Here is a 23,019-nt window from a genome sequence, read left to right as displayed (position 1 = left end):
TGTACCATTGAGCTAGTACAAAAGAACCTCTTCCATCAGGAGCACGCATGTCTACGGACACCATCCAGAAGCTGGCCCGCCCTTCCGTCCTCGGCGGCGCGATGATCATTGCCGGAACCGCCGTTGGCGCCGGCATGTTTTCCATTCCGATCGTCACTTCCGGTGTCTGGTTCAGCGGCTCCGTCGCGCTGTTGGTGTATACCTGGGCCTGCATGTTGCTTTCCGGCCTGATGATCCTCGAAGCCACGCTGCACTATCCGAGCGGCGCCAGCTTCAATACCATGGTCAAGGACCTGCTGGGTAAAGGCTGGAACGCTGTGAACGGCCTGTCGGTGGCGTTCGTGCTGTACATCCTGACCTACGCCTATATCTCCGCCGGCGGCTCGATCATCGCCCACACGCTGGAGGGCATCGTCGGCGTCGGCCAGACCACCGCCGGCCTGGTGTTCGCGCTGGTCGTGGCGTTTATCGTCTGGCTCTCCACCCGCGCGGTCGATCGCCTGAGCACCATTCTGATCGGCGGTATGGTGATCACCTTCGTGATGTCGGTGGGTGACATGTTCACCCACGTGCAGCCTGCGGTGCTGTTCAACACCGGCGATGATCAGGCCAGCTATCTGCCTTACGCCCTGGCGGCGTTGCCTTACCTGCTGACCTCGTTCGGTTACCACGGCAACATTCCCGGGTTGGTGAAGTACTACCACAAGGACAGCGGCTCCGTGGTGCGCAGCCTGGTGTACGGCACCCTGCTGGCGCTGGCGATCTACATCCTGTGGCAGTATGTGATTCAGGGCAATATCGCGCGCGACGCCTTCAAACAGGTGATCGCCGAGGGCGGCAATATCGGCAGCCTGCTTAAGCAAATGGGCAACGTCTCCAGCAGCCAGACCGTCAGCCAACTGCTGAACGCCTTCTCCTATATGGCGCTGGCCAGCTCGTTCCTCGGCGTGTCGCTGGGCCTGTTCGATTACCTGGCGGACTTCTGCAAGTTCAAGGACGACGCCGTCGGACGCAGCAAGACCGCGCTGGTGACCTTTGTGCCGCCGACCCTGGCCGCGCTGCTGTTCCCGAACGGTTTCCTGTACGCCATCGGCTTCGCCGGGCTGGCCGCCACCATTTGGGCAGTGATCGTGCCGGCGCTGATGGCGCGCGCCAGCCGCCGCCGCCACCCGCAGGCGGGATACCGCGCACCGGGCGGCAACGGCGTGGTCCTGTTCGTCATCCTGTTCGGGCTGATCAACGCCGCCGCGCATATTCTGTCGCTGTTCGGTCTGCTGCCGGTCTTCCACTAATCTCCGAAGGGAGAGCATCTGCTCTCCCTTTCCCGCACTGTTTTTACGCCGGGCTATTGCCTGAAATCAGCGGCGCGAGTACCTTGTCGCAACTTCTCTAATACTCTTCATTGCGGATGAATTGAAATGGCAAGAGCTAACGAAATTAAGCGCGGCATGGCGATCAGCTACAACGGCAAGCTGCTGCTGGTAAAAGATATCGACGTGCAGAGCCCGAGCGCCCGCGGCGCCAGCACCCTATACAAAATGCGCTTCTCCGACGTGCGCACCGGCCTGAAAGTGGAAGAACGCTTCAAGGGCGACGATATCCTGGACACCATTTCCCTGTCGCGCCGCAAGGTGAACTTCTCCTATATCGACGGCGAAGAATACGTGTTCATGGATGACGAAGACTACACGCCGTACATCTTCAAGAAAGACCAGATTGAAGATGAGCTGCTGTTCATTCCGGAAGGCGGCCTGCCGGGCATGCAGGTGCTGACGCTGGACGGCCAGGTGCTGGCGCTGGAGCTGCCGCAGACCGTGGATATGGAAATCGTCGAGACCGCACCGGGCATCAAAGGCGCTTCCGCCAGCGCCCGCAACAAACCGGCCACCATGGCGACCGGCCTGGTGATCCACGTGCCGGAATACCTCAGCGCAGGCGACAAGATTCGCATTCATATCGCCGAACGCCGCTACATGAGCCGCGCCGACTAGTCGACGCCAGCGGGGCCGAGTCCCGGCCCCGTTTCATTTTCCGCTACGGCAATTCCGGGAAAAAGCGCCGCTTGAGTGCCAGCTCGACGCCGCGCAGCTCCGCCAGCCCTTTCAACCGCCCGATGGCCGAATAGCCCGGATTGGTTTTCTTTTTCAAGTCGTCCAGCATCTGATGTCCATGATCGGGGCGCATCGGGATCGGCCGCCGATCGCCTGCCCGTTGCCGACGCAGCTCTTCGGTCAGGATCGCTTCGATCACCGCCACCATGTCCACATCGCCCTGCAGGTGCGCCCCTTCGTGGAAGCTTTTCGGGTTCTCCTCGCGGCAGGTGGCGCGCAGGTGGGTAAAGTGAATGCGATCGCCGAAGGTCTCAATCATCCGCACCAGATCGTTATCGGCGCGCACGCCGTATGAACCGGTGCATAGGGTGAAACCGTTATAAATGCTGTCGACGGTCTGCTTCAGCCACTGCATGTCTTCAATCGTGGAGACGATGCGCGGCAGACCGAGGATCGGCCGCGGCGGATCGTCGGGGTGCACCGCCAGCCGGATGCCGGCCTCTTCCGCCACCGGCACGACAGCGCGCAGAAAGACCGCCATGTTTTCGCGCAGCCGCGCCTTGTCGATGCCGTCGTATTCCGCCAACCGGCGGCGGAACTGTTCCAGCGTGTAGCCCTCCTCCGCCCCCGGCAGCCCGGCGATGATGTTACCGGTCAGCCGATTTTTTTCTTCCTCACTCATGGCGGCGAAACGGGCCGCCGCCTGGCTGCGTTCCTGCGGCGTATAGTCCGCCTCGGCGCCGGCGCGCTGCAGGATATGCAGCTCGAACGCGGCGAAGGCTATCTGATCGAAACGCAGCGCTTTGGAACCGTCCGGCAGCGGATAGGCCAGATCGGTGCGCGTCCAGTCGAGGATCGGCATGAAGTTGTAGCAGACGGTGTCGATGCCGCAGGCCGCCAGGTTGCGCAGCGACTGCTGGTAATTGGCGATGTACCGCCGCCAGTCGCCGCTGTGGGTTTTGATCTCCTCATGTACCGGCACGCTCTCCACCACCGACCACACCAGCCCCTTTTCCGCCAACAGCGCCTGCCGCGCGCGGATTTCGTCGATCGGCCAGACTTCACCGTTCGCGATATGATGCAGCGCCGTCACCACCCCGGTCGCCCCGGCCTGACGCACATCGTCCAAAGAAACCGGATCGTTCGGGCCATACCAACGCCATGTTTGTTCCATGTTTTGTCCTTATACCTGTCTCGCACCGCAATGCTGTTATACCAGTTTAATTTAGATGTCAGTTATCTTTAACTTACTCTTTCGGCCTGCGCTGTCAAAACCGATCCCCTCATTGGTTGATCCACTTCACGATTCTGGCTTATTTTGGACTGACCAATTCCTTTAATTGGCCGACATCTTTACACTGGTCGCAGTTTTTTATCACCGGTGCCACCCTGCCTGCACGGCGGAAAACTGGTCTGCTAACTTGGCGCAAGTGGCCCGCAAGCTGTCTTACCCGTTTTGGAGATGAGATGAAAACGATCGCCAACACCCCGCTGCCGAGCGCCGTCCGGCAGCCGGACTATGACCGCCGGGCCCTGCGCAGCCGCATCGTGCACCTTGGCTTCGGCGCGTTCCACCGCGCGCATCAGGCGCTGCTGACCGATCGGCTGCTGAGCGCCCAAGGCGGCGATTGGGGCATTTGCGAAATCAGTCTTTCCGGCGGCGTGCCGCTGTTTGAGGCGCTGCGGCAACAGGATCATCTGTACAGCGTGCTGGAGAAAGGCGCGGACGGCCATCAGGCCATCGTGGTCGGTGCGGTGCATGAGAGCCTGCATCGCAAGCTGGAAGGCATCACCGCGGTGCTGGAGAAGCTGGCCGAGCCGCAGGTGGCGATCGTTTCGATGACCATTACCGAAAAAGGCTATTGCATCGAGCCCGGCAGCGGGCGGCTGGATCGACAGCATTCGGGGATCGTCGCCGATCTGGCGTGGCCGCATCAGCCGCAGACCGTGCCCGGCATTTTGGTGGAAGCGCTGCGGCTGCGGCGCGAACGCGGCTTGCCCGCCTTCTCCCTGCTCTCCTGTGACAATATTCCGGAGAACGGCCACGTGCTGCGCCGGGCGGTGCTCGATCTGGCGCAGGCGCGGGATCCGGCGCTCGCCGACTGGATCGCCACCGCCGCCACCTTCCCCTGCACCATGGTGGATCGCATCGTGCCGGCCGCCACGCCGGCCACGCTGGATGAGATCGCCGCCGCGCTGGGCGGCGTGCGCGACGAATGCGCCATCGCCTGCGAGCCCTTCATCCAATGGGTGGTGGAAGACAACTTTACCGCCGGACGCCCGGCGTGGGAGCAGGCTGGCGTCCAACTGGTCAGCGATGTACTGCCGTTTGAACACATGAAGCTGCGCATGCTGAACGGCAGCCATTCGTTCCTGGCTTACCTCGGTTACCTGGGCGGCTACCGCTATATCAACGAGTGCATGGCGGATGAGCACTACCGCCGCGCCGCCCTGCGGTTGATGCTGGACGAACAGGCCCCGACGCTGAGCGTCACCGGCATCAGTCTGGCCGACTACGCCGCACAGCTTATCGCGCGCTTCAGCAATCCGGCGCTGCAACACCTCACCTGGCAGATCGCCATGGACGGCTCGCAGAAGCTGCCGCAGCGCCTGCTGGACGCGGTGCGCTGGCATCTGCGGCACGGCGGTGACTATAGCGGGCTGGCGCTGGGCGTGGCGGGCTGGATGCGTTACGTCGGCGGCGTCGATGACGCCGGTCAGTCGATCGACATTCGCGATCCGCTGGCAGACGTGTTGCAACAGACGATCGCCGCCACGCCGGACGATCGGCGGCGCGTAACGGCGCTGCTGGCACTGAAATCGGTGTTCGGCGAAACGCTGGCGGCGCATGCGGCGTTTACCGAAGCGGTAACGCAAGCCTATTTGTCGCTGCGCGATCGCGGGGCGCGTGAAACGGTGAAGGAGTGGGTGATGCGGTGAGGAGCCTGCAGGGCCGAGAATAACCATGCCGGCGTAACGTTACGCCGGCATGGCGGAACGACTTAACGATAAACGACCGTCATAACAGCGAGCTTCTTCTGTTGGTCTACCCACTTCATTTCGGTTGTGCCTAGATTTAGCGGAAGTTCTTTGCGTGTAGTATCAAAACCTGACAACGCTTGCTGGGCCTGATAACGCTGGCCGTTGCGGTAACATTGCGTATTCGCCTTAGAATCTGCAATATTGACCGTGCAAGGACTTTCAACGATAGAACCGACGAAGCGAATTACCCCGCCGGCCACTCCTGCATGACTCACTGCCGTCCATGAAAACAACATTCCTACGATCAAAAATAACCGAAAGGTATTCATGGCAACCTCATTTTTAGTTAAGCCAATTTAACCATAGAGGATCTTGTTAGGAATAATCGCAAGGAAAGGGACGCAATTTGATCGTTAATCGCGTCATTAACAATGTAAAAACAAGCTACTAACAAAAGTTAACCGCATCTAATACAGGGTTTTATCTAAGAATTTTCTTGCTTTGAAAAGTGGCTTTTGCCGGTTGAAAAGCGCAGGGTGACGTGCAAAATTTGCGAGATAGAGCACAAATTAAATTGCGGCCGCTTCATCGACAAGGCAGCGTAACTCATTTATTAAGCAAGTTAATTTTTACGCCAGGAATTATTAATGACCAAAACCAATTTGATTACCGGCTTTCTCGGCAGCGGTAAAACCACCACCATCCGCCATTTGCTGGCTCATAAGCCCGACCAGGAACGCTGGGCGGTACTGGTCAACGAATTCGGCGAGATCGGCATCGACGGCGCGCTGCTGGCGGACAGCGGCGCGGTGCTCAAAGAGATCCCCGGCGGTTGCATGTGTTGCGTTAACGGCCTGCCGATGCAGGTGGGCTTGAATATGCTGCTGCAGCAGGCCAAACCGGACCGGCTGCTGATCGAGCCGACCGGGCTCGGGCATCCGAAACAAATCCTGTCGCTGCTGACCCAGGAGAGCTATGCCGGCTGGATCGATTTGCAGGCCACGCTGTGCCTGCTGGATGCCCGCCAGCTCAGCCAACCCCGTTACCGCGACAACGAAAACTTCCGCGATCAGCTGGCCGCGGCCGACGTTATTTTGGCCAGCAAAAACGATACCTATCAGCCGGAAGACAGGTGGGCGCTGGAAGCCTGGAGGGCGCAAGATCCGCTGCAGCGGCCCTGCTACACCATCGCGCAAGGCCAAGCGGATGTCGCGCTGTTGTCCCTCCCGCGCACGAATCGTGCAGAATTACCGGACGCGCAGCATCATCATGGTCAGGCGAAAACGCAGGGGCTGGCGGCGCTGCGATTGCCGGAGCACGCCCGCTGGCGGCGAGCGCTGAACGAGGGGCAAGGCTTCACCAGCTGCGGTTGGATTTTTGACGCCGACACCCAGTTCGACACCGTCGGCTTTATGGAGTGGGTACGACTCGCGCCGGTCGAACGCGCCAAAGGCGTGGTGCGCATTCCCGAAGGCACATTGCTGATCAATCGTCAGGGGCAGGATCTCAACATCGAAACCCGCCCGCTCGCGCCGCTCGACAGCCGGATTGAACTGATCCACAGCGAAAATACCGACTGGAACGCCCTGCAATCCGCCTTGTTTAAGATTCGTTTAAGTTAAACCCCGTACCGTTGCCCCCCGGTTGTCGCAGGGCGGCCGTGTTTTGTTTCGTTTTCATTTTTTCAACAGGTTATGTCATGACACGCCGCAATTTACCCTTCATTCTCTTCTTCAACTTACTGGGCGTTGCGCTGTTTCTGTCCTGGTTCCTGCCGGCCAATCACGGCGGCTGGTTTACCCTGGATTCGGCGATTTTTTTCTTCTTTAACCGCCATCTGGCCACCGACCCGGCATTTTTGCATCTGGTCGCCATCACCAATAACCGCGCGTTTGATGTCATTTCGCTGCTCGCCATGGGTCTGCTGTATCTGTACTTCTACCTGAAGCAGGACGCCGCCGGCCGCCGCCGTCTGGTGATCACCGGCGTGGTGATGCTGCTGACCGCCGTGGTGCTGAATCAGCTTGGCCATCTGCTGCCGGTGAAACATCCGAGCCCTACCCTGACCTTCGACAATATCCATCGCGTCAGCGAGCTGACCGGCATCCCGACCAAGGACGCTTCCGGCGACAGCTTCCCCGGCGACCACGGCATGATGCTGATTATTTTTTCCTGCTTTATGCTGCGCTATTTCGGCCGCGGTGCCTTCGCCGTCGCCCTGCTGATTACGCTGGTCTTTTCATTACCACGCGTGATGATTGGCGCCCACTGGTTTACCGATATCGCCGTCGGTTCGCTGTCCGTGGTGCTGGTAGGCGCCAGCTGGGTGCTGATGACGCCTTGCAGCGACTGGATTGTCGATCGGTTGAATCGCCTGTTGCCCGGCAAGCACCGCCCCGGCCAACCATAACTTGCGTCTATGACTCATGCCGGGAGGCCCACGCCTCCCGTGCTCTCCCCCCCCGCAGCGCGCAAAATTTCACCGCCGTCCGTTAACCCTTTTGCAACCTGATTTCACGCCAGATTCATACATCGGACAATTGGCGTTTTTTATATGAAGATTTACATTATGTTACATCACAAATTCATATAAAAAAGACGGCAAAAAGGCTCGCAATCCCCTATTTGTTCCGGTAACCTCAGATGCGTTTGTGCCTGGTTTAAGTCGAATCAGTATGGAATCCGATAAAAATGTGCGTTCTCGCACGTTTTCAACGGTAACTGGTTGTCGATGCAACAGGTGCGGACTAGGCTCGTTCCGTTTGGCATTTTTCAGGTAGCGACTTTCGTCGTTAAGGACTTCAAGGGAAAACAACAACAATGGTCAAATCTCAACCGTTTCTGAGATATTTTTTGCGGGTAGTCCCTGCAATTGCCGCGGCGGTTATGCTGTCAGCGTGCAGCTCGACTCACACTTCGAACTTGAATAACGCACAAACTGAGATGCGTGCAGTTAATGACAAAGACGGTCTTTTACTGCAAGCCTCTCAGGATGAATTCGAAGCAATGGTCCGCAACGTTGACGTCAAGTCAAAGATTATGGATCAGTACGCGGACTGGAAAGGCGTTCGCTACCGCTTAGGCGGTGACACCAAGCGCGGCATCGATTGCTCGGCGTTTGTGCAGCGTACCTTCCGCGAACAGTTCGGCATGGATTTACCGCGCTCTACCTATGAACAGGAAGATCTCGGCAAGAAAATCCAGCGCACCAAGCTGCGCGCCGGCGATTTGGTGCTGTTCCGCGCTGGCTCTACCGGGCGCCATGTCGGCATCTATTTAGGCAACGATCAATTCGTTCACGCCTCCACCAGCAGTGGTGTCATGATTTCCAAGCTGACCGATAACTATTGGGACAAACGTTATCGAGAAGCGCGCCGGGTGCTGACCAGCGGCTGACGGCGCATCGCCTTGAAGATTCTGAATACCAAACGAGCGATAAGCGCCGCCTACGGGCGGCGTTTTTTTTGGCGGTTGAACAGGTTCCCTCGCGCCTGGTCCCTGGCTTATCGTCACCTCTCCCCGCTTAACGCCGCCGCACGCCATTATTTTGATAAACTGTTGGCAGGAAATCACGCCCTCGAGGAAAAACTCGCCTATTATCGTCAGATGACGGCAACGGCGCCCCGGCGTTATTTAAAACGTTTCCGCTTAGAATAGGCGCATTATATTTCTGTCGGCGACGCCGCGTATTTAAACGGCGCCGCCGGTTGGTACGGGATAAAAAGGCAAAAATGAAAAAAAAGCCGTTGGTACAATCCATTAACTGGCTGTGCACCCCCCCTGATGCCCTGTTGCAGAGGACTCGGTTATGGGCTTGAAAAGGGCTTTCGCCCGCAGCGTCTCTCACCGACAGCGCAGCCTGGCTAAAAGCGGCGTCGCCGCTCTGGTATTTTTTACGCTATTCACCGCGGTCACGCTTTCTTTGATCAACCACCAGCGCACGCAATATCAACATAAAGTCGAAGCGCGTACGCAAAAGTTCACGCTGGGTTATATCTCGCACCTGACGGCCGTGATGCAGCAAATGATACCGCTGCTGGACAAGCCTTGCCTCTCCAGCCAGTCGGACATTACCTACCAGGCAGCCTTTACCAGCGGCGTGCGCACCTTCCTGTTGGTGAAAGACGGCTACGCCTATTGCTCCTCCGCCACCGGCGACATAATGCTGCCGATGAAAAACCTCTATCAGGACATCGACTGGGATCTGCCTTTGGATCTCAAGCTGCAGCAGGGCACGCCGATCGTGCCAAATAAGCCGGCGGTTGCGGTTTGGCTGCGGCATCCCGGCGAGCAGGCCACCGGCATCCTCGCTACGCTGGACATCGATCTGATGCCCTATCTGCTGTTCACCTCGCACGACGAACAGGCGCCGGGCATCGCCATCGTGATGGGCAATCGCGCGCTGACCACCTTCAGCCCGAACCTGATGCCGATCGATCAGCTGCCGAAAAGCAAGGCGGATAACCTGACGCTGCCCAATCTGCCGTTGACCATCATGTTCTACAACGAGAAGCTGACACCCAACGACATTCGCCTGACGCTGTTGGGCAGCCTGGTGCTGTCATTGATGATCGGCGTACTCTGCTACTACATGCTGCTGCTGCGGCAAAGCCCGGAGCGCGCACTGCTGCGCGGCATCAAGCGCAACGAGTTCTTTATCGAATACCAGCCGGTGTTCCACACCGACAGCAACAGCATCGGCGGGCTGGAAGCGCTGATCCGCTGGCAGCATCCGATCGAGGGCCGCATCCCGCCCGATGTCTTTATCCCCTACGCCGAAAGCAACGGGCTGATCGTGCCGCTTACCCGCCAGCTGTTCAGGCTGATCGCCGAAGATGCGCCGCAGCTTGCCAAAACGCTGCCACGGGGAGGTAAAGTCGGCCTCAACATCTCCCCTGCCCACCTTAGCGCACCGTCGTTCCACCAGGACGTGTATGAACTGTTGGCGCAGCTGCCGGGCGATTACTTCACGCTGGTGTTTGAAATCACCGAGCGCGGCATGGTGGAAGAAGAGAGCGCGCTGGCGGAGTTTGACTGGCTGCACAAACAGGGCATCGAGATCGCGGTAGACGATTTTGGCACCGGGCACAGCGCGTTGATCTATCTTGAGCGCTTCACCATGGATTACCTGAAGATCGACCGTGGCTTCGTCAACACCATCGGCCAGGACACGGTCACCGCGCCGGTGCTGGATGCGGTGATCTCGCTGGCGAAAAAGCTGAAAATGCTGACGGTGGCCGAAGGCGTCGAAACCGCCGAGCAGATGCAGTTCCTGCAAGAACACGGTGTCAACTTCATGCAGGGATACTACTTCAGCAAGCCGCTGAGCATCGACAATTTCGTCGCCTACTGCAATGCTCATCAGGTCTTTGATTATCAGGCAAAAAAATAGTTAATCTTTAAGCATCTTTACCCTGCGCTCACCCGAAGAATGTTATGCTGGGCGCAGGTTGTACTTTATTCCACAGCAGGAGCTTACCGTCCGATGTCCGTGCGCATTTTCGCTGCTCTGGTGCTCTCGGCACTGAGCTTCGGTCTGCAGGCCGAAGCCCTCAACGAAAGCTACGCTTTCGCCCTTCTCGGTGAACCGAAATACGCCACCGACTTCAGCCATTTCGACTACGTCAACCCGGCGGCGCCCAAGGGCGGCGACGTGCGGCTGGCGGCCATCGGCACCTACGACAACTTCAACCGCTTCGCCACCCGCGGCGTGCCCGGCGAGCGCACGGATCAACTTTACGACACGCTGTTCGCAACGTCCGACGACGAACCCGGCAGCTTTTATCCGCTGATTGCCGAATCGGCGCGCTTCCCGGCCGACATGCGTTGGGTGGAAGTGGATATCAACGCCCGCGCGCGTTTCCACGACGGCAGCCCGATCACCGCCGCCGACGTGGCCTTCACCTTCAGCAAATTCATGGCCGAGGGCGTGCCGCAGTTTCGCTCCTACTACAAAGGCGTCACGGTCAAAGCCATCTCTCGGTTGACGGTGCGCATTGAATTCCCGCAGCCGAACAAAGAAGCGATGCTGTCGTTATTCGGCAGCCTGCCTATTCTCCCGGCCGCCTTTTGGCAAAACCATAAGCTCAACGAGCCGCTCAACACGCCGCCGCTGGCCAGCGGCCCGTATAAAATCGGCGATTATCGCCTCGGCCAGTACATCACCTATCAACGGGTGCGCGACTACTGGGCCGCCAACCTGCCGGTGAACCGCGGCCGCTATAACTTCGACAGCATTCGCTACGATTATTATCTGGACGATAAAGTGGCGCTGGAAGCGTTCAAGGCCGGCGCTTACGATTTCCGCATCGAGCCGTCGCCCAAGAGCTGGGCCACCCAGTATCAGGGCGGCAACTTCGCGCGCAACTACATCATCAAACAGGACGAGACCAACCAGGCGGCGCAAAACACCCGCTGGCTGGCGTTCAACATCCAAAAACCGCTGTTTGCCGACCCGCGCGTGCGCGAGGCGATCACCCTGGCTTTCGACTTTAACTGGATGAACAAGGCGCTGTATTACAACGCCTATCAACGCGCCGACAGCTATTTCCAAAACACCGCCTACGCCGCCCGCGGCTATCCGGACGCCGCCGAACTGGCGCTGCTGGCGCCGCTCAAAGGCCAGGTGCCGCCTGAGGTGTTCACCAGCATCTATCAACCGCCCGCCTCCGACGGCAGCGGCAACGATCGGCAAAATCTGCTGAAGGCGACCCAACTGTTGAAAGAGGCCGGTTGGGTGGTCAAAAATCAAAAGTTGGTCAACGCCAAAACCGGCCAGCCGTTCGCCTTTGAGCTGATGCTGCTGAGCGGCAGCAACTTCCAGTACGTGTTGCCGTTCCGCCACAACCTGCAGCGGTTGGGCATCGATATGGCAATCCGCGAGATCGACGCCTCGCAATATACGCGCCGCATGCGCGAACGCGACTTCGATATGATGCCGACGGTGTACATGGCGATGCCGTTCCCCAGCGCCGATCTGCAAATCCTGTGGGATTCGCAATACATCGATTCCAGCTACAACACAGCCGGCGTCAAAGATCCGGCGGTCGATAGCCTGGTCAGGCAAATCGCCGCCCATCAGGGCGACGAAAAAGCCCTGCTGCCGCTCGGCCGCGCGCTGGACCGGGTGCTGACCTGGAACAACTACATGCTGCCGATGTGGTACTCCAACCACGATCGCTACGCCTATTGGGACAAGTTCTCCACGCCGCCGATCCGCCCGGCCTATGCGATCGGCTTCGATAACTGGTGGTACGACGTCAACAAGGCGGCGCGTTTACCGGCTCAACGGCAATAAGGAGTCGGAATGGCGGCCTATCTGATACGCAGACTGTTACTGGTGATCCCCACGCTGTGGGCGATCATCACCATCAACTTTTTTATCGTGCAAGTTGCCCCCGGCGGCCCGGTCGATCAGGCCATCGCCGCCATTGAGCTGGGGCATGGCAGCGGTTTTGGCGGCGGCGGCGCAGGTGAAGGCCTGGGGCATGCCCGGGCGGGCATCGCGGCAGGCGACGGCCAATACCGCGGTTCACGCGGCCTGGATCCGGAGGTGATCGCCGAGATCACAAAACGCTACGGCTTCGACAAACCGCTGCACGAACGCTACTTCACCATGCTGTGGAACTATATGCGCTTCGACTTCGGCGACAGCCTGTTTCGCGGCGCTTCGGTGATGCAGCTGATCGGCCAGAGCCTGCCGGTCTCCATCACGCTGGGCCTTTGGAGCACGCTGATCATCTACCTGGTGTCGATCCCGCTCGGTATCCGCAAGGCCGTCCACAACGGCAGCGCGTTCGATACCTGGAGCAGCACGCTGATCATCATCGGCTACGCCATTCCGGCTTTCCTGTTCGCCATCCTGATGATTGTACTGTTCGCCGGCGGCAGCTACCTGGACTGGTTCCCGCTGCGCGGCCTGGTGTCCAGCAACTTCGACACCCTCTCGTGGCCGGCGAAGACCGCCGACTACCTGTGGCACATCACCCTGCCGGTGCTGGCGACGGTGATCGGCGGCTTCGCCACCCTGACCATGCTGACCAAGAACTCGTTCCTCGACGAGATCCGCAAGCAGTACGTCACCACCGCCCGCGCCAAAGGGCTGGATGAGAAAAAAATCCTCTACCGCCACGTGTTCCGCAACGCCATGCTGCTGGTGATCGCCGGTTTTCCGGCCACCTTTATCAGCATGTTCTTCACCGGCTCGCTGCTGATAGAAGTCATGTTCTCGCTCAACGGCCTGGGGCTGCTGGGCTACGACGCCACGCTGCAGCGCGACTACCCGGTGATGTTCGGCACGCTGTATATCTTCACCCTGATCGGCCTGCTGTTGAATATCCTCAGCGATATCACCTACACCCTGGTCGATCCGCGCATTGACTTCGAGGCCCGCCAATGAGCCGCCTTAGCCCGATCAACCAGGCGCGCTGGGCGCGTTTTCGCCGCAACCGCCGCGGCTACTGGTCGCTGTGGATCTTCTTGGTGCTGTTCACCCTGAGCCTGGCCGCCGATCTGATCGCCAACGACAAACCGCTGTTGGTGCGTTATGAAGGCCGGTTGTACCTGCCATTTATGATTAACTACAGCGAAACCGCCTTCGGCGGCGAGCTGAACACCGAAGCCGACTATCAGGATCCGTTCGTACAGCAGCAGATCGAACGGCACGGCTGGGCCGTTTGGGCGCCGATCCGCTTCAGCTACGACACCATCAACTTCGCCACCGAGGTGCCCTTCCCCTCGCCGCCTTCGCGCCACAACCTGCTCGGCACCGACAGCAACGGCGGCGACGTGCTCGCTCGTGTTCTGTACGGTTTTCGCATCTCGATGCTGTTCGGCCTGGCGTTGACGCTGTTTTCCAGCCTGATCGGCGTGTGCGTCGGCGCAACCCAGGGGTATTACGGCGGGCGTTTCGATCTGTGGGGGCAACGCTTTATCGAAGTGTGGTCGGGCATGCCGACGCTGTTTCTGATCATTCTGCTGTCGAGTATCGTCCAGCCCAATTTCTGGTGGCTGCTCGGCATCACCATCCTGTTCGGCTGGATGAGCCTGGTGGGGGTGGTGCGCGCCGAATTCCTGCGCACCCGCAATTTTGACTACATCCGCGCCGCGCGCGCCATGGGCGTACCGGATCGGGTGATCATGTCCCGCCATATGCTACCCAACGCCATGGTGGCGACGCTGACCTTCCTGCCGTTTATCCTGTGCGGCTCGATCACCACCCTGACGTCGCTCGATTTCCTCGGTTTCGGTCTGCCGATCGGTTCGCCGTCGCTCGGCGAGCTGCTGCTGCAAGGCAAAAACAATCTGCAGGCGCCGTGGCTCGGCATCACCGCCTTCCTGGTCTTGGCGGTGCTGCTGTCGTTATTAATCTTTATCGGCGAAGCGGTGCGCGACGCCTTTGACCCCAGCAAGGCGCATTGATATGGCCACTCCTTTGCTCGCTATTCAGGATCTCAGCATCGCCTTCCGCCAGGGCGACACCGTCACGCCGGTGGTCAACGAACTCTCGCTGCAAATCGCGCCGGCGGAAACGCTGGCGCTGGTGGGGGAATCCGGCTCCGGCAAAAGCGTCACCGCCCTGTCGATACTGCGCCTGCTGCCCGCGCCGCCGGTGGTTTATCCTGCCGGCGATATCCTGTTCAACGGCGACTCGTTGCTGCATGCGCCGGAAGCGGCGCTGCGCAAGGTGCGCGGCAATCAGATCGCGATGATCTTTCAGGAACCGATGGTGTCGCTTAACCCGCTGCACACCATCGAAAAACAGCTCGCGGAAGTGCTGATGCTGCACCGCGGCCTGCGGCGCGAAGCCGCGCGCGCAGAGATCGTCGAATGCCTGGAGCGCGTCGGCATCCGTCAGGCCAAAAGCCGGCTGCAGGATTACCCGCATCAGCTGTCCGGCGGTGAACGCCAACGGGTGATGATCGCCATGGCGGTGTTGACCCGCCCGAAACTGCTGATCGCCGACGAGCCCACCACCGCGCTCGACGTCACTATCCAGGCGCAGATCCTGACGCTGCTGCAAGAGCTGAAGCAGGAGATGGGCATGGGGCTGTTGTTCATCACCCATAACCTGAATATCGTGCGCCGCCTGGCGGACAACGTGGCGGTGATGCGTCAGGGGCGCTGCATAGAGCAAAACGGCCGTGCGCAGCTGTTCAGCCGGCCGCAGCATCCTTACACACAGCAGCTGCTGGCCGCCGAGGACGTCGGTGAACCGCTGCCGCTGCCTGCCGCGGCCAACGGGCGCCCCGGCGACGAGCGGCCGCTGCTCAAGGTGGAAAATCTGCAGGTGCGCTTCCCCATCCGCCGCGGCCTGCTGCGCCGCACGGTGGATTATCACTATGCATTGAAATCATTGAGTTTCGAGCTGCGCGCCGGGGAAAGCGTGGGGCTGGTGGGGGAATCCGGCTCGGGTAAAAGCACCACCGGGCTGGCGCTGCTGCGCCTGTTGGCCTCACAGGGCGCCATCTGGTTCGACGGCGAACCGCTGCACCCGCTCACGATGAAGCAGATGCTGCCCTACCGCAGCCGGATGCAAATCGTCTTCCAGGATCCCTACTCCGCCCTGAACCCGCGCCTGAACGTGCAGCAAATCATCGCCGAAGGGCTGGAAGTGCACCAGCGACTTAGCGCAGAGCAGCGGGAACAGCGCGTGATAGAAGTGTTGCAGGAAGTCGACCTGGATCCACAGCTGCGCCATCGCTATCCCACCGAGTTTTCCGGCGGGCAGCGCCAGCGTATCGCCATCGCGCGCGCGCTGATCCTGCAGCCGCAGCTGCTGATCCTCGACGAGCCGACCTCTTCGCTGGATAAATCGGTGCAGGCGCAGATCCTGACGCTGCTGAAATCGCTGCAGCAACGCCACCGGCTGGCTTATCTGTTCATCAGCCATGACCTGCAGGTGGTGCGTTCGCTATGCCACCAGGTCATCGTGTTGCGACAGGGAGAAGTGGTTGAACAGGGAGACTGCCGGGCGATTTTCGCGGCGCCCGCCGCCGACTATACCCGTCAACTGCTGCAGTTGGCGGATTAGCGGCGAATGCTAGAAGGGGTATTGCGCGCTGAGCGGCTCGGCGATCGCGGCGCCGACGTTTTTCAGGCGGCACATGGTGGCGCTCTCGTCGCTGCGCTGCACGAACAGGCAAGGCTCCCCTTCCCATTCGACGATCGCGCAGTCGACCTGAATCTCCTGCAGCGACAGATTGAGCTGTTGCATTACCTGCCAGGCCTCGGCACCTTCATGGCTGAGTAACTTCAGCCCTATCAGGTTGTTATCTTCGTCTATTCCGTTAAACGGAATCGGTTCTACCTTTACGCCGGTGAAACCGGATAGCCAACGATAACTTTGCGGCAAGCGATGCACTACCGAAAGTTGGATATTCTCCACATGAAATCCCTAGATTGAAAAGGTGAAACACTTTTACCTGACAGGGTTACTAAGTTATAGCCGCTGACTCCCGACTCTGCCGCGCACAAATGTTATTTAAATGTAAATTTTGCCGCTAGCCATTAACCAGACCCCGTGCTTGCCGATGCCGTGCCATTTTTTGGCGCGCCGTGCGGTGTTATTTCACGGCATTTTGCGACTCAGCTCGCATTTTTGCGTTATATGTAACCCTTTCCCGCAGCGATCTCAACTCTTTTTTCTTGCAATGCGACTACTTTTCCGTCGCCATATTTTTACAATGAAGAAACATTTGGCCCACCACGTTAGCGCAGCCTACCCTGCTAATGCCTTGATTTACATCAATCCTAATACAAACCACCCGCCGCGCTCAGCCGGCAGAACGCCGCGCCTCCCGGGGAATAATGGGTGGTGCGGCGACGGAGTTTTTTAACAAAAAGCACACAGATGAGAAAATGGCCAATTGATTAGCTTACGTATATTTAGCAACAAAATTTTCATTGCCAGTTGCACCCTGAAATGGCATGGCGCAACCCTATGACGATGCGGGGCGACACGCCCCGAATCGGGAGAACGTCAGGCCGCGCGATCGCGCGGCCGGCTGGCGTAAAGATAAAACAGCACCGCCACGATGCTGCACAGCGCCATTGAGGTAACCATGGGCCACGCGCTTTTACCCGGCGCCATCGACAGGACCGCCCCCACCAGCGCGCCGATGCTGAAGCGCAACGTGCCGGCCAGGGAAGACGCGGTGCCCGCCATATGCGGGAAGTCATCCAGGATCACCGCCATGGCGTTGGAGGAGATCATCGCGATGCACCCCAGATAGACCGCAACGCCGATCACCAGCGCCCAGAAGCCCAGGCCGACGGCGCTCACCGCCACCAGCCACAGCCCCATCGCCAGCTGTACCAACAGCCCCAGCTTGAACATCTTGACCGCGCCGAACCGCCGCACGTTGCGGCTGTTGATCAGCGTCGTCAGGAACAGGAAGACGATGTTCAGCGCAAAATAGTAACCGAAATGCTGCGGCGAAACGTGGTTCAGTTCGATGTAGACGAACGGCCCGGCGCTGAGGAACGAGAACATGCCCGCAAACGAGAAGGCGCTGGCGAGCATGTAGCTCAGCACCCGCTTATGGCGGAACAGCGAACCGAAGTTGCCCAGCGTGGTGCGCAGGTGGAACCGCTGTCGCCGCTCTTTCGGCAGCGTCTCCTTGATGAACAGGGCCACCAGCAGTGAACCGATCAACGCCGCGGCGCCCATAGTCCAAAAGATGGCGTGCCAGCTGAACCACAGCAACAGCGCACCGCCGATCATCGGCGCCAGCAGCGGCGCGATGGTCATCACCAGAATGACGAACGACATCATGCGCGAGAACTCATCCTTGGTGAACATATCGCGCATCAGGGCATTGATCACCACGCTGGCGGCCGCCGCCGCCAGGCCATGCAGGAAACGCAGCCCGATCAGCTGATCGATCGATTGCGCCATGGCGCAGGCGCAGCCGGCGATGGCGAAGATCAGCGTTCCCCACAGGATCACCGGCTTGCGGCCGAGGCTGTCCGACATCGGCCCATAGAACAGCTGCCCGAAGGCAAAGCCGAGCATATAGGCACTGAGGGTCATCTGCACGCTGCCGGACTCGACGCCAAACTGGGCGGCGATCACCGGCATACTGGGCAGGTACATGTCGATGGCCAACGGCATCAACATGGACAACAGGCCCAGAATGAAAATCAAACCGAGATGAGAGGTTCGGTTCTGTTGCACGTTCCACGACTCCTTAATCGGCCGCAATCAATGATCGGTTTTCAGTCCTGCAGGTGCGGCGCGCCCACGCTGGCGATCTCTTCTTCGGTCAGTGGGCGGTATTCGCCCGGCGCCAGATCGTCATCCAGCACGATGGCGCCGATGCGCTCACGGTGCAACTCGATCACCCGGTTGCCGACGGCAGCGAACATCCGCTTCACCTGGTGGTAGCGCCCTTCGCTGAGGGTCAGGCGCACCACGCGCGCGTCAACCTGCTCCAGCGTCGCCGGGCGCGTCAGGTCTTTCTCGTTGTGCAGCTGCACCCCTTCGGCGAAACGCTGCGCGGTGTCTTCCGCCAACGGGTGCTCCAGCGTCACCAGATAGGTTTTCTCGCAGTGGTGGCGCGGCGACGTGACGCGGTGCGACCACTGGCCGTCGTCGGTCATCAACACCAGCCCGGTGGTGTCGATATCCAGCCGTCCGGCGGCGTGCAGCTTGTACGCGACCGGTTCATCGAGAAAATACAGCACCGTCGGATGATCGGGATCGTCGGTGGAGCAGACGTAGCCCTGCGGTTTGTTGAGCATGAAATAGCGCGGGCCGTTCTGCTGCTGCAGAGGATTGCCGTCGAACGCCACTTCTTGCTCCGGGGTCAGTTTGATCGCCCCGCTCTTCACTACCTCACCGTCCACGGTGACGCGTTTAGCCCGAAGTTCGCGCGCGACCAGCGCACGGCTGATGCCTAACTGCTGAGATAAAAACTTGTCCAATCGCATGGGATCTGCTTTGCCTGTCGTTGTTATGATCGCATTGATCGTATTGCCAAAATATGACGCCCGCCGTTGCACCGGGTGCAAATGGCAGGTTCAGGGGGGGAATCGCGTGGGGGCACAGCGATTGCTGTCACACGAGTATAGCGGCACAACGCGTTGCCCGACAGAGGTAATTTTCACGCTCCTCGCACCGCGCGCGCACAGAAGGCATAATAATAGAAATTTTTCGGCTGTCCGGGGAGTAGAATGTCACGGTTTCTGTGGGAGCAGCGGTGACAAAGCCGCTTCCCGACGGCCCATCCCAACCCACGGCGTTCATTTATGGCCTTTACCCTACGCCCCTACCAACTGGAAGCGGTCGAAGCCACCATCAATCATTTCCGGCGGCATCCCGAACCGGCGCTGATCGTGCTGCCGACCGGCGCCGGCAAAAGCCTGGTGATCGCCGAGCTGGCGAAGCGCGCCCGCGGGCGGGTGCTGGTGTTGGCGCACGTCAAGGAACTGGTGGCGCAAAACCACGCCAAATACTGCGCCTACGGCCTGGAAGCGGACATCTTCGCCGCCGGCCTGCAGCAGAAAGAGAGCGCCGGCAAGGTGGTGTTCGGCAGCGTGCAGTCGGTGGCGCGCAACCTGCCGCTGTTCGACGGCGCCTTTTCGCTGCTGATCGTCGATGAATGCCACCGCATCAGCGACGACGACGACAGCCAGTACCAGCAAATCATCCAGCATTTGCAGAAAACCAACCCGCAGCTGCGGCTGCTGGGGCTGACCGCCACGCCCTATCGCTTGGGCAAGGGCTGGATTTACCAGTATCACTACCACGGCTTCACCCGCGGCGACGGCGCCAGCCTGTTTCGCGACTGCATCTACGAGCTGCCGCTGCGCTATATGATTAAGAACGGCTTCCTGGTGCCGCCTGAGCGGCTGGACATGCCGATCGTGCAGTACGATTTCAGCCGGCTGGAAGCCAGAAGCAACGGCCTGTTCAGCGAAGCGGATCTGAACCGCGAGCTGAAGCGGCAAAACCGCGTCACGCCGCACATCATCAGCCAGATTGTGGAGTACGCCGAAGACCGCAAAGGGGTGATGATCTTCGCCGCCACCGTCGAGCACGCCCGCGAGATCCACGGCCTGCTGCCGACCGGCGAGGCCGCGCTGGTCAGCGCCGAAACGCCGGCCGCCGAGCGCGATGCGCTGATCGAGGCGTTCAAACAGCAGCGTCTGCGCTATCTGGTCAACGTCGCGGTATTGACCACCGGCTTCGACGCGCCGCACGTCGATCTGATCGCGATCCTGCGCCCGACCGAGTCCGTCAGCCTGTATCAGCAAATCGTCGGCCGCGGGCTGCGGCTGGCGCCCGGCAAGGAGGATTGCCTGATCCTCGACTACGCCGGCAACCCGCACGACCTGTTCACGCCGGAGGTCGGCGTCAGCAAGCCGCACGGCGACAGTCAACCGGTGCAGGTGTTCTGCCCGGCCTGCGGCTTCGCCAACCTGTTCTGGGGCAAGTGCACCGAAAACGGCGACATTATCGAGCACTACGGCCGCCGCTGTCAGGGCTGGCTGGAGGACGACGACGGCCACCGCGAGCAGTGCGATTACCGCTTCCGGTTCAAGAGCTGCCCGCACTGCGGCGCGGAGAACGACATCGCCGCGCGCCGCTGCCATCAGTGCCAGGAGGTTCTGGTCGATCCCGACGACATGCTGAAAGCGGCGCTGAAGCTGAAAGACGCGCTGGTGCTGCGCTGCGGCGGCATGGAGCTGCAAAGCGGCCGCGACGACAAGGGCGAATGGCTGAAGGCCACCTATTACGACGAGGACGGCACCAGCACCAGCGAGCGCTTCCGCCTGCAGACGCCGGCGCAGCGCAAAGCGTTCGAGATGCTGTTCCTGCGCCCGCATCAGCGCGCGCCGGGCGTGCCGTTCGCCTGGCACACCGCCGCCGACGTGCTGGCGCAACAGCAGGCGCTGCGCCATCCGGATTTCGTGGTGGCGCGCAAACGCGGGCAGTTTTGGCAGGTGCGCGAGAAAGTGTTCGATTATCAAGGCCGTTTCCGCCGCGCCAATCAATTGGCCTGAGCCAACTGTCCCCAACCTGGGCAGGTTTTCGTTGCCCTGCGGGCGGCTTTCCGTTAAAATGCCGCGCGCTTTACCTGGGCCTGCCCAGCGTTAAAGCGGGTTTCCGAACTTGCTACTTGGGTCGCCTGTAGCAGGGTAAATTTTCTTTTAAGAGAAAAAACAATGTTCACTATCAATGTAGAAGTACGTAAAGACCAGGGTAAAGGTGCGAGCCGCCGCCTGCGTGCAGCAAACAAATTCCCAGCTATCGTTTACGGTGGCAAAGAAGCTGCAGTTTCCATCGAATTGGACCATGATTCTGTTAAGAACATGGAAGCTAAACCAGAATTCTACAGCGAAGCAGTAACTCTGGTTATCGACGGTAAAGAAACCAAAGTTAAGGTTCAGGCTGTACAGCGTCACCCGTTCAAGCCAAAACTGGCTCACATCGACTTCGTTCGCGTTTAATCGCTACGTTTTCGAACCTTTCGGGACGCCGAAATAAAGAACGCCGCAATTGCGGCGTTTTTTATTGTCTGCGATTCGGCAAGCTTACTTGCCGCTGCCGGTCCGGCGCTGCAGCTGATCGCGCAGGTTCGGCGGCGTGCCTTTGATGGTCAGCGTGTCGGTGGCCGCATCCCAGAAAATGCGCTCGCCCAGCAGCATGGCGTCGAAGTTCAGGCTGATGCCGCCGCCGCTGCCGGCGAATTTGGTCAGCTGCCGCAGCGTGCCGCGATCCGCCGGGAAGCTCTCTTCCAGCTCATACCCTTGCTCGCTGGAGAACTGCATGAAGTCTTTCTCACCGACCGGCGACAGCTCCTGCGACAGCGCCTGCAGTTCAATCTCTTCGCCCGCCTGCAGCTGTTCGTTGCAATAGCTGTACACCTGCTGGCGCACCGACTGGCGCTCGTTCTTGTCCAGCTGCGCATCGGCGCAATAGTCGTCTACCGCCTGCAGCAGCCCGCGGTTTTGCGCCTTGGTGTCCAACCCTTCGGACGCCGCCAGGAAGTCCATGAAGAAGTCAGCGACCTTGCGGCCCACGCGCCCGCGCAGGAAGGTCAGGTAGCGGGTCGATTCCGGGTTGGTTTCCCACTCGGTCAGATCGATGCGCGCAACGATATCGGCGTTGTTGATGTCCAGATAGTGCGTGGTGTTGATATCCAGCTCTTCGTTGACGCGCATGCTGTTACGGCTGTTCAACACCGCGATCAGCAGGTACTCCACCGCCAGATAGCGGTATTGGCCGAACAGTACCACGCCGCCTTCGGCGAACGGATACTTCGCCAGTTCGTCGCGTAAGCGGCCGGTCGCCGCGCGGCTGAAGGCCAGAAAGTCTTTATCGTCCTTGCGGCAGGTGCGCAGCGCTTCCGCCAGTTCGCTGCCTTCGTTGAACAGGCCTAAGGCCTTGCTCTTGGCGCTGTAGACGCGATGCAGTTCCGCCATCATTTCTTCCACCGCCGCGTTGGTGGGAAGCAAGGAATCGCGCAGCACCACGTCCAGCGTTTGCTCGTCGCGTTTCACCAACTGATGCAGAGCGATCTGGTCGATATCCAGACTCATGGTAAATCCTCCTGTTCTTTAGGCGCGTATTCAAACACTGAAGGCCCCGCCCTGCAATACTAAAAAACCGCGGCAAACCGGAAAGGCGCAGCGAGGGGCCGCCCCGGCGCGGGCAAACGATTTCCCGAATGACAGGAAGTGATAAAAGAGCGGAAAATCACTGTCCTATACGGTAAGATAGGGCACTTTGCAGATTACTAAGCGCAATTTTATGCCACAATCATCCCGTTACAGTGACGAACACGTTGAACAACTGCTCTCAGAGCTGGTCAATGTTCTGGAAAAACACCATACCCCCACCGATCTTTCCCTGATGGTGCTGGGCAACATGGTCACTAATTTGATCAACACCAGCGTTGCCCCCGCGCAGCGGAAAACCCTGGCAAGATCGTTCGCGGAAGCCCTGCAGGCTTCTGTCCGTGAAGATAAAGCGCATTAA

21 protein-coding genes are annotated in these 23,019 nt (G+C 59.7%); 15 read left to right on the top strand and 6 right to left on the bottom strand.

Translation table 11 applies throughout. From position 1 onward, the window contains the following. Window positions 1-47 precede the first annotated feature (47 nt). The gene (gene mtr, locus GF111_RS21280; protein ID WP_047730244.1) at window positions 48-1,292 is read left to right on the top strand and encodes a tryptophan permease; all 1,245 of its coding nucleotides are present in this window, start codon (window positions 48-50) and stop codon (window positions 1,290-1,292) included. A 126-nt stretch (window positions 1,293-1,418) separates the two neighbouring features. Then, window positions 1,419-1,991: an elongation factor P-like protein YeiP gene (yeiP, locus tag GF111_RS21275; RefSeq protein ID WP_004935725.1), complete on the top strand. Its 573-nt coding sequence runs from the start codon at window positions 1,419-1,421 to the stop codon at window positions 1,989-1,991. Between the two features lie 43 nt (window positions 1,992-2,034). Here yeiP and uxuA read toward each other — a convergent pair whose 3' ends face one another. After that, window positions 2,035-3,225, bottom strand: a complete 1,191-nt coding sequence (gene uxuA, locus GF111_RS21270; protein WP_047730243.1) for a mannonate dehydratase — start codon at window positions 3,223-3,225, stop codon at window positions 2,035-2,037. A gap of 293 nt (window positions 3,226-3,518) precedes the next feature. On the opposite strand from uxuA, the gene GF111_RS21265 reads away from it, so the two are divergent. Then, window positions 3,519-4,991 (top strand): mannitol dehydrogenase family protein, encoded by a 1,473-nt coding sequence (locus GF111_RS21265; protein ID WP_147190397.1) that lies wholly within the window; start codon window positions 3,519-3,521, stop codon window positions 4,989-4,991. A gap of 62 nt (window positions 4,992-5,053) precedes the next feature. Here the strand turns inward: GF111_RS21265 and GF111_RS21260 are convergent, their stop codons facing one another. Next, window positions 5,054-5,362, bottom strand: a complete 309-nt coding sequence (locus GF111_RS21260) for a type 1 fimbrial protein (RefSeq protein ID WP_033635274.1) — start codon at window positions 5,360-5,362, stop codon at window positions 5,054-5,056. Between the two features lie 318 nt (window positions 5,363-5,680). Here GF111_RS21260 and GF111_RS21255 point away from each other — a divergent pair, with 318 nt between their 5' ends. The 9 genes from GF111_RS21255 (at window position 5,681) to yejF (ending at window position 16,065) form a co-directional block, all read left to right on the top strand. Next, window positions 5,681-6,655, top strand: a complete 975-nt coding sequence (locus GF111_RS21255; RefSeq protein WP_038876297.1) for a GTP-binding protein — start codon at window positions 5,681-5,683, stop codon at window positions 6,653-6,655. A 77-nt stretch (window positions 6,656-6,732) separates the two neighbouring features. Beyond that, a complete protein-coding gene (locus GF111_RS21250) occupies window positions 6,733-7,443 on the top strand; it encodes a phosphatase PAP2 family protein (RefSeq protein WP_038876299.1) in 711 nt (236 codons plus the stop codon). Window positions 7,444-7,853: 410 nt separating this feature from the next. Then, window positions 7,854-8,429 (top strand): bifunctional murein DD-endopeptidase/murein LD-carboxypeptidase, encoded by a 576-nt coding sequence (gene mepS, locus GF111_RS21245; RefSeq protein ID WP_038876300.1) that lies wholly within the window; start codon window positions 7,854-7,856, stop codon window positions 8,427-8,429. A gap of 12 nt (window positions 8,430-8,441) precedes the next feature. Then, entirely contained in the window at window positions 8,442-8,690 is a 249-nt protein-coding gene (locus tag GF111_RS21240) for a hypothetical protein (protein ID WP_134268142.1), read from the top strand. Between the two features lie 151 nt (window positions 8,691-8,841). After that, entirely contained in the window at window positions 8,842-10,425 is a 1,584-nt protein-coding gene (locus GF111_RS21235; RefSeq protein WP_147190398.1) for a cyclic di-GMP phosphodiesterase, read from the top strand. A gap of 93 nt (window positions 10,426-10,518) precedes the next feature. After that, window positions 10,519-12,330 carry an extracellular solute-binding protein gene (locus GF111_RS21230; RefSeq protein WP_147190400.1) on the top strand — a complete coding sequence of 604 codons (1,812 nt, stop codon included), beginning with the start codon at window positions 10,519-10,521 and terminating at the stop codon, window positions 12,328-12,330. 9 nt (window positions 12,331-12,339) lie between these two features. Continuing rightward, window positions 12,340-13,431, top strand: a complete 1,092-nt coding sequence (locus GF111_RS21225) for a microcin C ABC transporter permease YejB (RefSeq protein WP_147190402.1) — start codon at window positions 12,340-12,342, stop codon at window positions 13,429-13,431. Next, window positions 13,428-14,453 (top strand): ABC transporter permease, encoded by a 1,026-nt coding sequence (locus tag GF111_RS21220; protein ID WP_047730239.1) that lies wholly within the window; start codon window positions 13,428-13,430, stop codon window positions 14,451-14,453. Before GF111_RS21225 ends, GF111_RS21220 begins: the two co-directional genes overlap by 4 nt. Before the next feature lies 1 nt (window position 14,454). Continuing rightward, window positions 14,455-16,065 carry a microcin C ABC transporter ATP-binding protein YejF gene (gene yejF / locus GF111_RS21215; RefSeq protein WP_147190405.1) on the top strand — a complete coding sequence of 537 codons (1,611 nt, stop codon included), beginning with the start codon at window positions 14,455-14,457 and terminating at the stop codon, window positions 16,063-16,065. Between the two features lie 9 nt (window positions 16,066-16,074). Here yejF and GF111_RS21210 read toward each other — a convergent pair whose 3' ends face one another. The 3 genes from GF111_RS21210 to rsuA form a co-directional block, all read right to left on the bottom strand. After that, a complete protein-coding gene (locus GF111_RS21210; RefSeq protein WP_047730237.1) occupies window positions 16,075-16,419 on the bottom strand; it encodes a YejG family protein in 345 nt (114 codons plus the stop codon). Window positions 16,420-17,013: 594 nt separating this feature from the next. Further along, a complete protein-coding gene (locus tag GF111_RS21205) occupies window positions 17,014-18,210 on the bottom strand; it encodes a Bcr/CflA family multidrug efflux MFS transporter (protein ID WP_047730236.1) in 1,197 nt (398 codons plus the stop codon). 41 nt (window positions 18,211-18,251) lie between these two features. After that, entirely contained in the window at window positions 18,252-18,965 is a 714-nt protein-coding gene (gene rsuA, locus GF111_RS21200; protein WP_047730235.1) for a 16S rRNA pseudouridine(516) synthase RsuA, read from the bottom strand. Between the two features lie 318 nt (window positions 18,966-19,283). On the opposite strand from rsuA, the gene GF111_RS21195 reads away from it, so the two are divergent. Together GF111_RS21195 and rplY are read left to right on the top strand one after the other, a co-directional pair. Continuing rightward, the gene (locus tag GF111_RS21195) at window positions 19,284-21,041 is read left to right on the top strand and encodes a DEAD/DEAH box helicase (protein WP_047730234.1); all 1,758 of its coding nucleotides are present in this window, start codon (window positions 19,284-19,286) and stop codon (window positions 21,039-21,041) included. Between the two features lie 162 nt (window positions 21,042-21,203). Beyond that, the gene (rplY, locus tag GF111_RS21190; RefSeq protein ID WP_019453645.1) at window positions 21,204-21,488 is read left to right on the top strand and encodes a 50S ribosomal protein L25; all 285 of its coding nucleotides are present in this window, start codon (window positions 21,204-21,206) and stop codon (window positions 21,486-21,488) included. Window positions 21,489-21,572: 84 nt separating this feature from the next. On the opposite strand, the gene yejK is transcribed toward rplY, so the two are convergent. After that, entirely contained in the window at window positions 21,573-22,580 is a 1,008-nt protein-coding gene (gene yejK / locus GF111_RS21185; protein ID WP_047730233.1) for a nucleoid-associated protein YejK, read from the bottom strand. A 211-nt stretch (window positions 22,581-22,791) separates the two neighbouring features. On the opposite strand from yejK, the gene GF111_RS21180 reads away from it, so the two are divergent. Beyond that, entirely contained in the window at window positions 22,792-23,019 is a 228-nt protein-coding gene (locus GF111_RS21180) for a YejL family protein (RefSeq protein ID WP_004935782.1), read from the top strand.

The organism is Serratia sp. HRI (genome assembly GCF_010119335.3).
Lineage (GTDB): Bacteria > Pseudomonadota > Gammaproteobacteria > Enterobacterales > Enterobacteriaceae > Serratia > Serratia nevei.
This window is presented reverse-complemented; position numbering and strand designations above follow the sequence as displayed.

What these genes read in the sequence shown, in the direction of transcription:
- uxuA (WP_047730243.1), bottom strand. Translation starts at nt 3,225, where the DNA reads ATGGAACAAACATGGCGTTGGTATGGCCCGAACGATCCGGTTTCTTTG.
- GF111_RS21255 (WP_038876297.1), top strand. Translation starts at nt 5,681, where the DNA reads ATGACCAAAACCAATTTGATTACCGGCTTTCTCGGCAGCGGTAAAACC.
- yejF (WP_147190405.1), top strand. Translation starts at nt 14,455, where the DNA reads ATGGCCACTCCTTTGCTCGCTATTCAGGATCTCAGCATCGCCTTCCGC.
- yeiP (WP_004935725.1), top strand. Translation starts at nt 1,419, where the DNA reads ATGGCAAGAGCTAACGAAATTAAGCGCGGCATGGCGATCAGCTACAAC.
- mepS (WP_038876300.1), top strand. Translation starts at nt 7,854, where the DNA reads ATGGTCAAATCTCAACCGTTTCTGAGATATTTTTTGCGGGTAGTCCCT.
- GF111_RS21220 (WP_047730239.1), top strand. Translation starts at nt 13,428, where the DNA reads ATGAGCCGCCTTAGCCCGATCAACCAGGCGCGCTGGGCGCGTTTTCGC.
- yejK (WP_047730233.1), bottom strand. Translation starts at nt 22,580, where the DNA reads ATGAGTCTGGATATCGACCAGATCGCTCTGCATCAGTTGGTGAAACGC.
- GF111_RS21195 (WP_047730234.1), top strand. Translation starts at nt 19,284, where the DNA reads ATGGCCTTTACCCTACGCCCCTACCAACTGGAAGCGGTCGAAGCCACC.
- GF111_RS21225 (WP_147190402.1), top strand. Translation starts at nt 12,340, where the DNA reads ATGGCGGCCTATCTGATACGCAGACTGTTACTGGTGATCCCCACGCTG.
- mtr (WP_047730244.1), top strand. Translation starts at nt 48, where the DNA reads ATGTCTACGGACACCATCCAGAAGCTGGCCCGCCCTTCCGTCCTCGGC.
- GF111_RS21260 (WP_033635274.1), bottom strand. Translation starts at nt 5,362, where the DNA reads ATGAATACCTTTCGGTTATTTTTGATCGTAGGAATGTTGTTTTCATGG.
- GF111_RS21250 (WP_038876299.1), top strand. Translation starts at nt 6,733, where the DNA reads ATGACACGCCGCAATTTACCCTTCATTCTCTTCTTCAACTTACTGGGC.
- GF111_RS21180 (WP_004935782.1), top strand. Translation starts at nt 22,792, where the DNA reads ATGCCACAATCATCCCGTTACAGTGACGAACACGTTGAACAACTGCTC.
- GF111_RS21230 (WP_147190400.1), top strand. Translation starts at nt 10,519, where the DNA reads ATGTCCGTGCGCATTTTCGCTGCTCTGGTGCTCTCGGCACTGAGCTTC.
- GF111_RS21235 (WP_147190398.1), top strand. Translation starts at nt 8,842, where the DNA reads ATGGGCTTGAAAAGGGCTTTCGCCCGCAGCGTCTCTCACCGACAGCGC.
- rsuA (WP_047730235.1), bottom strand. Translation starts at nt 18,965, where the DNA reads ATGCGATTGGACAAGTTTTTATCTCAGCAGTTAGGCATCAGCCGTGCG.
- rplY (WP_019453645.1), top strand. Translation starts at nt 21,204, where the DNA reads ATGTTCACTATCAATGTAGAAGTACGTAAAGACCAGGGTAAAGGTGCG.
- GF111_RS21265 (WP_147190397.1), top strand. Translation starts at nt 3,519, where the DNA reads ATGAAAACGATCGCCAACACCCCGCTGCCGAGCGCCGTCCGGCAGCCG.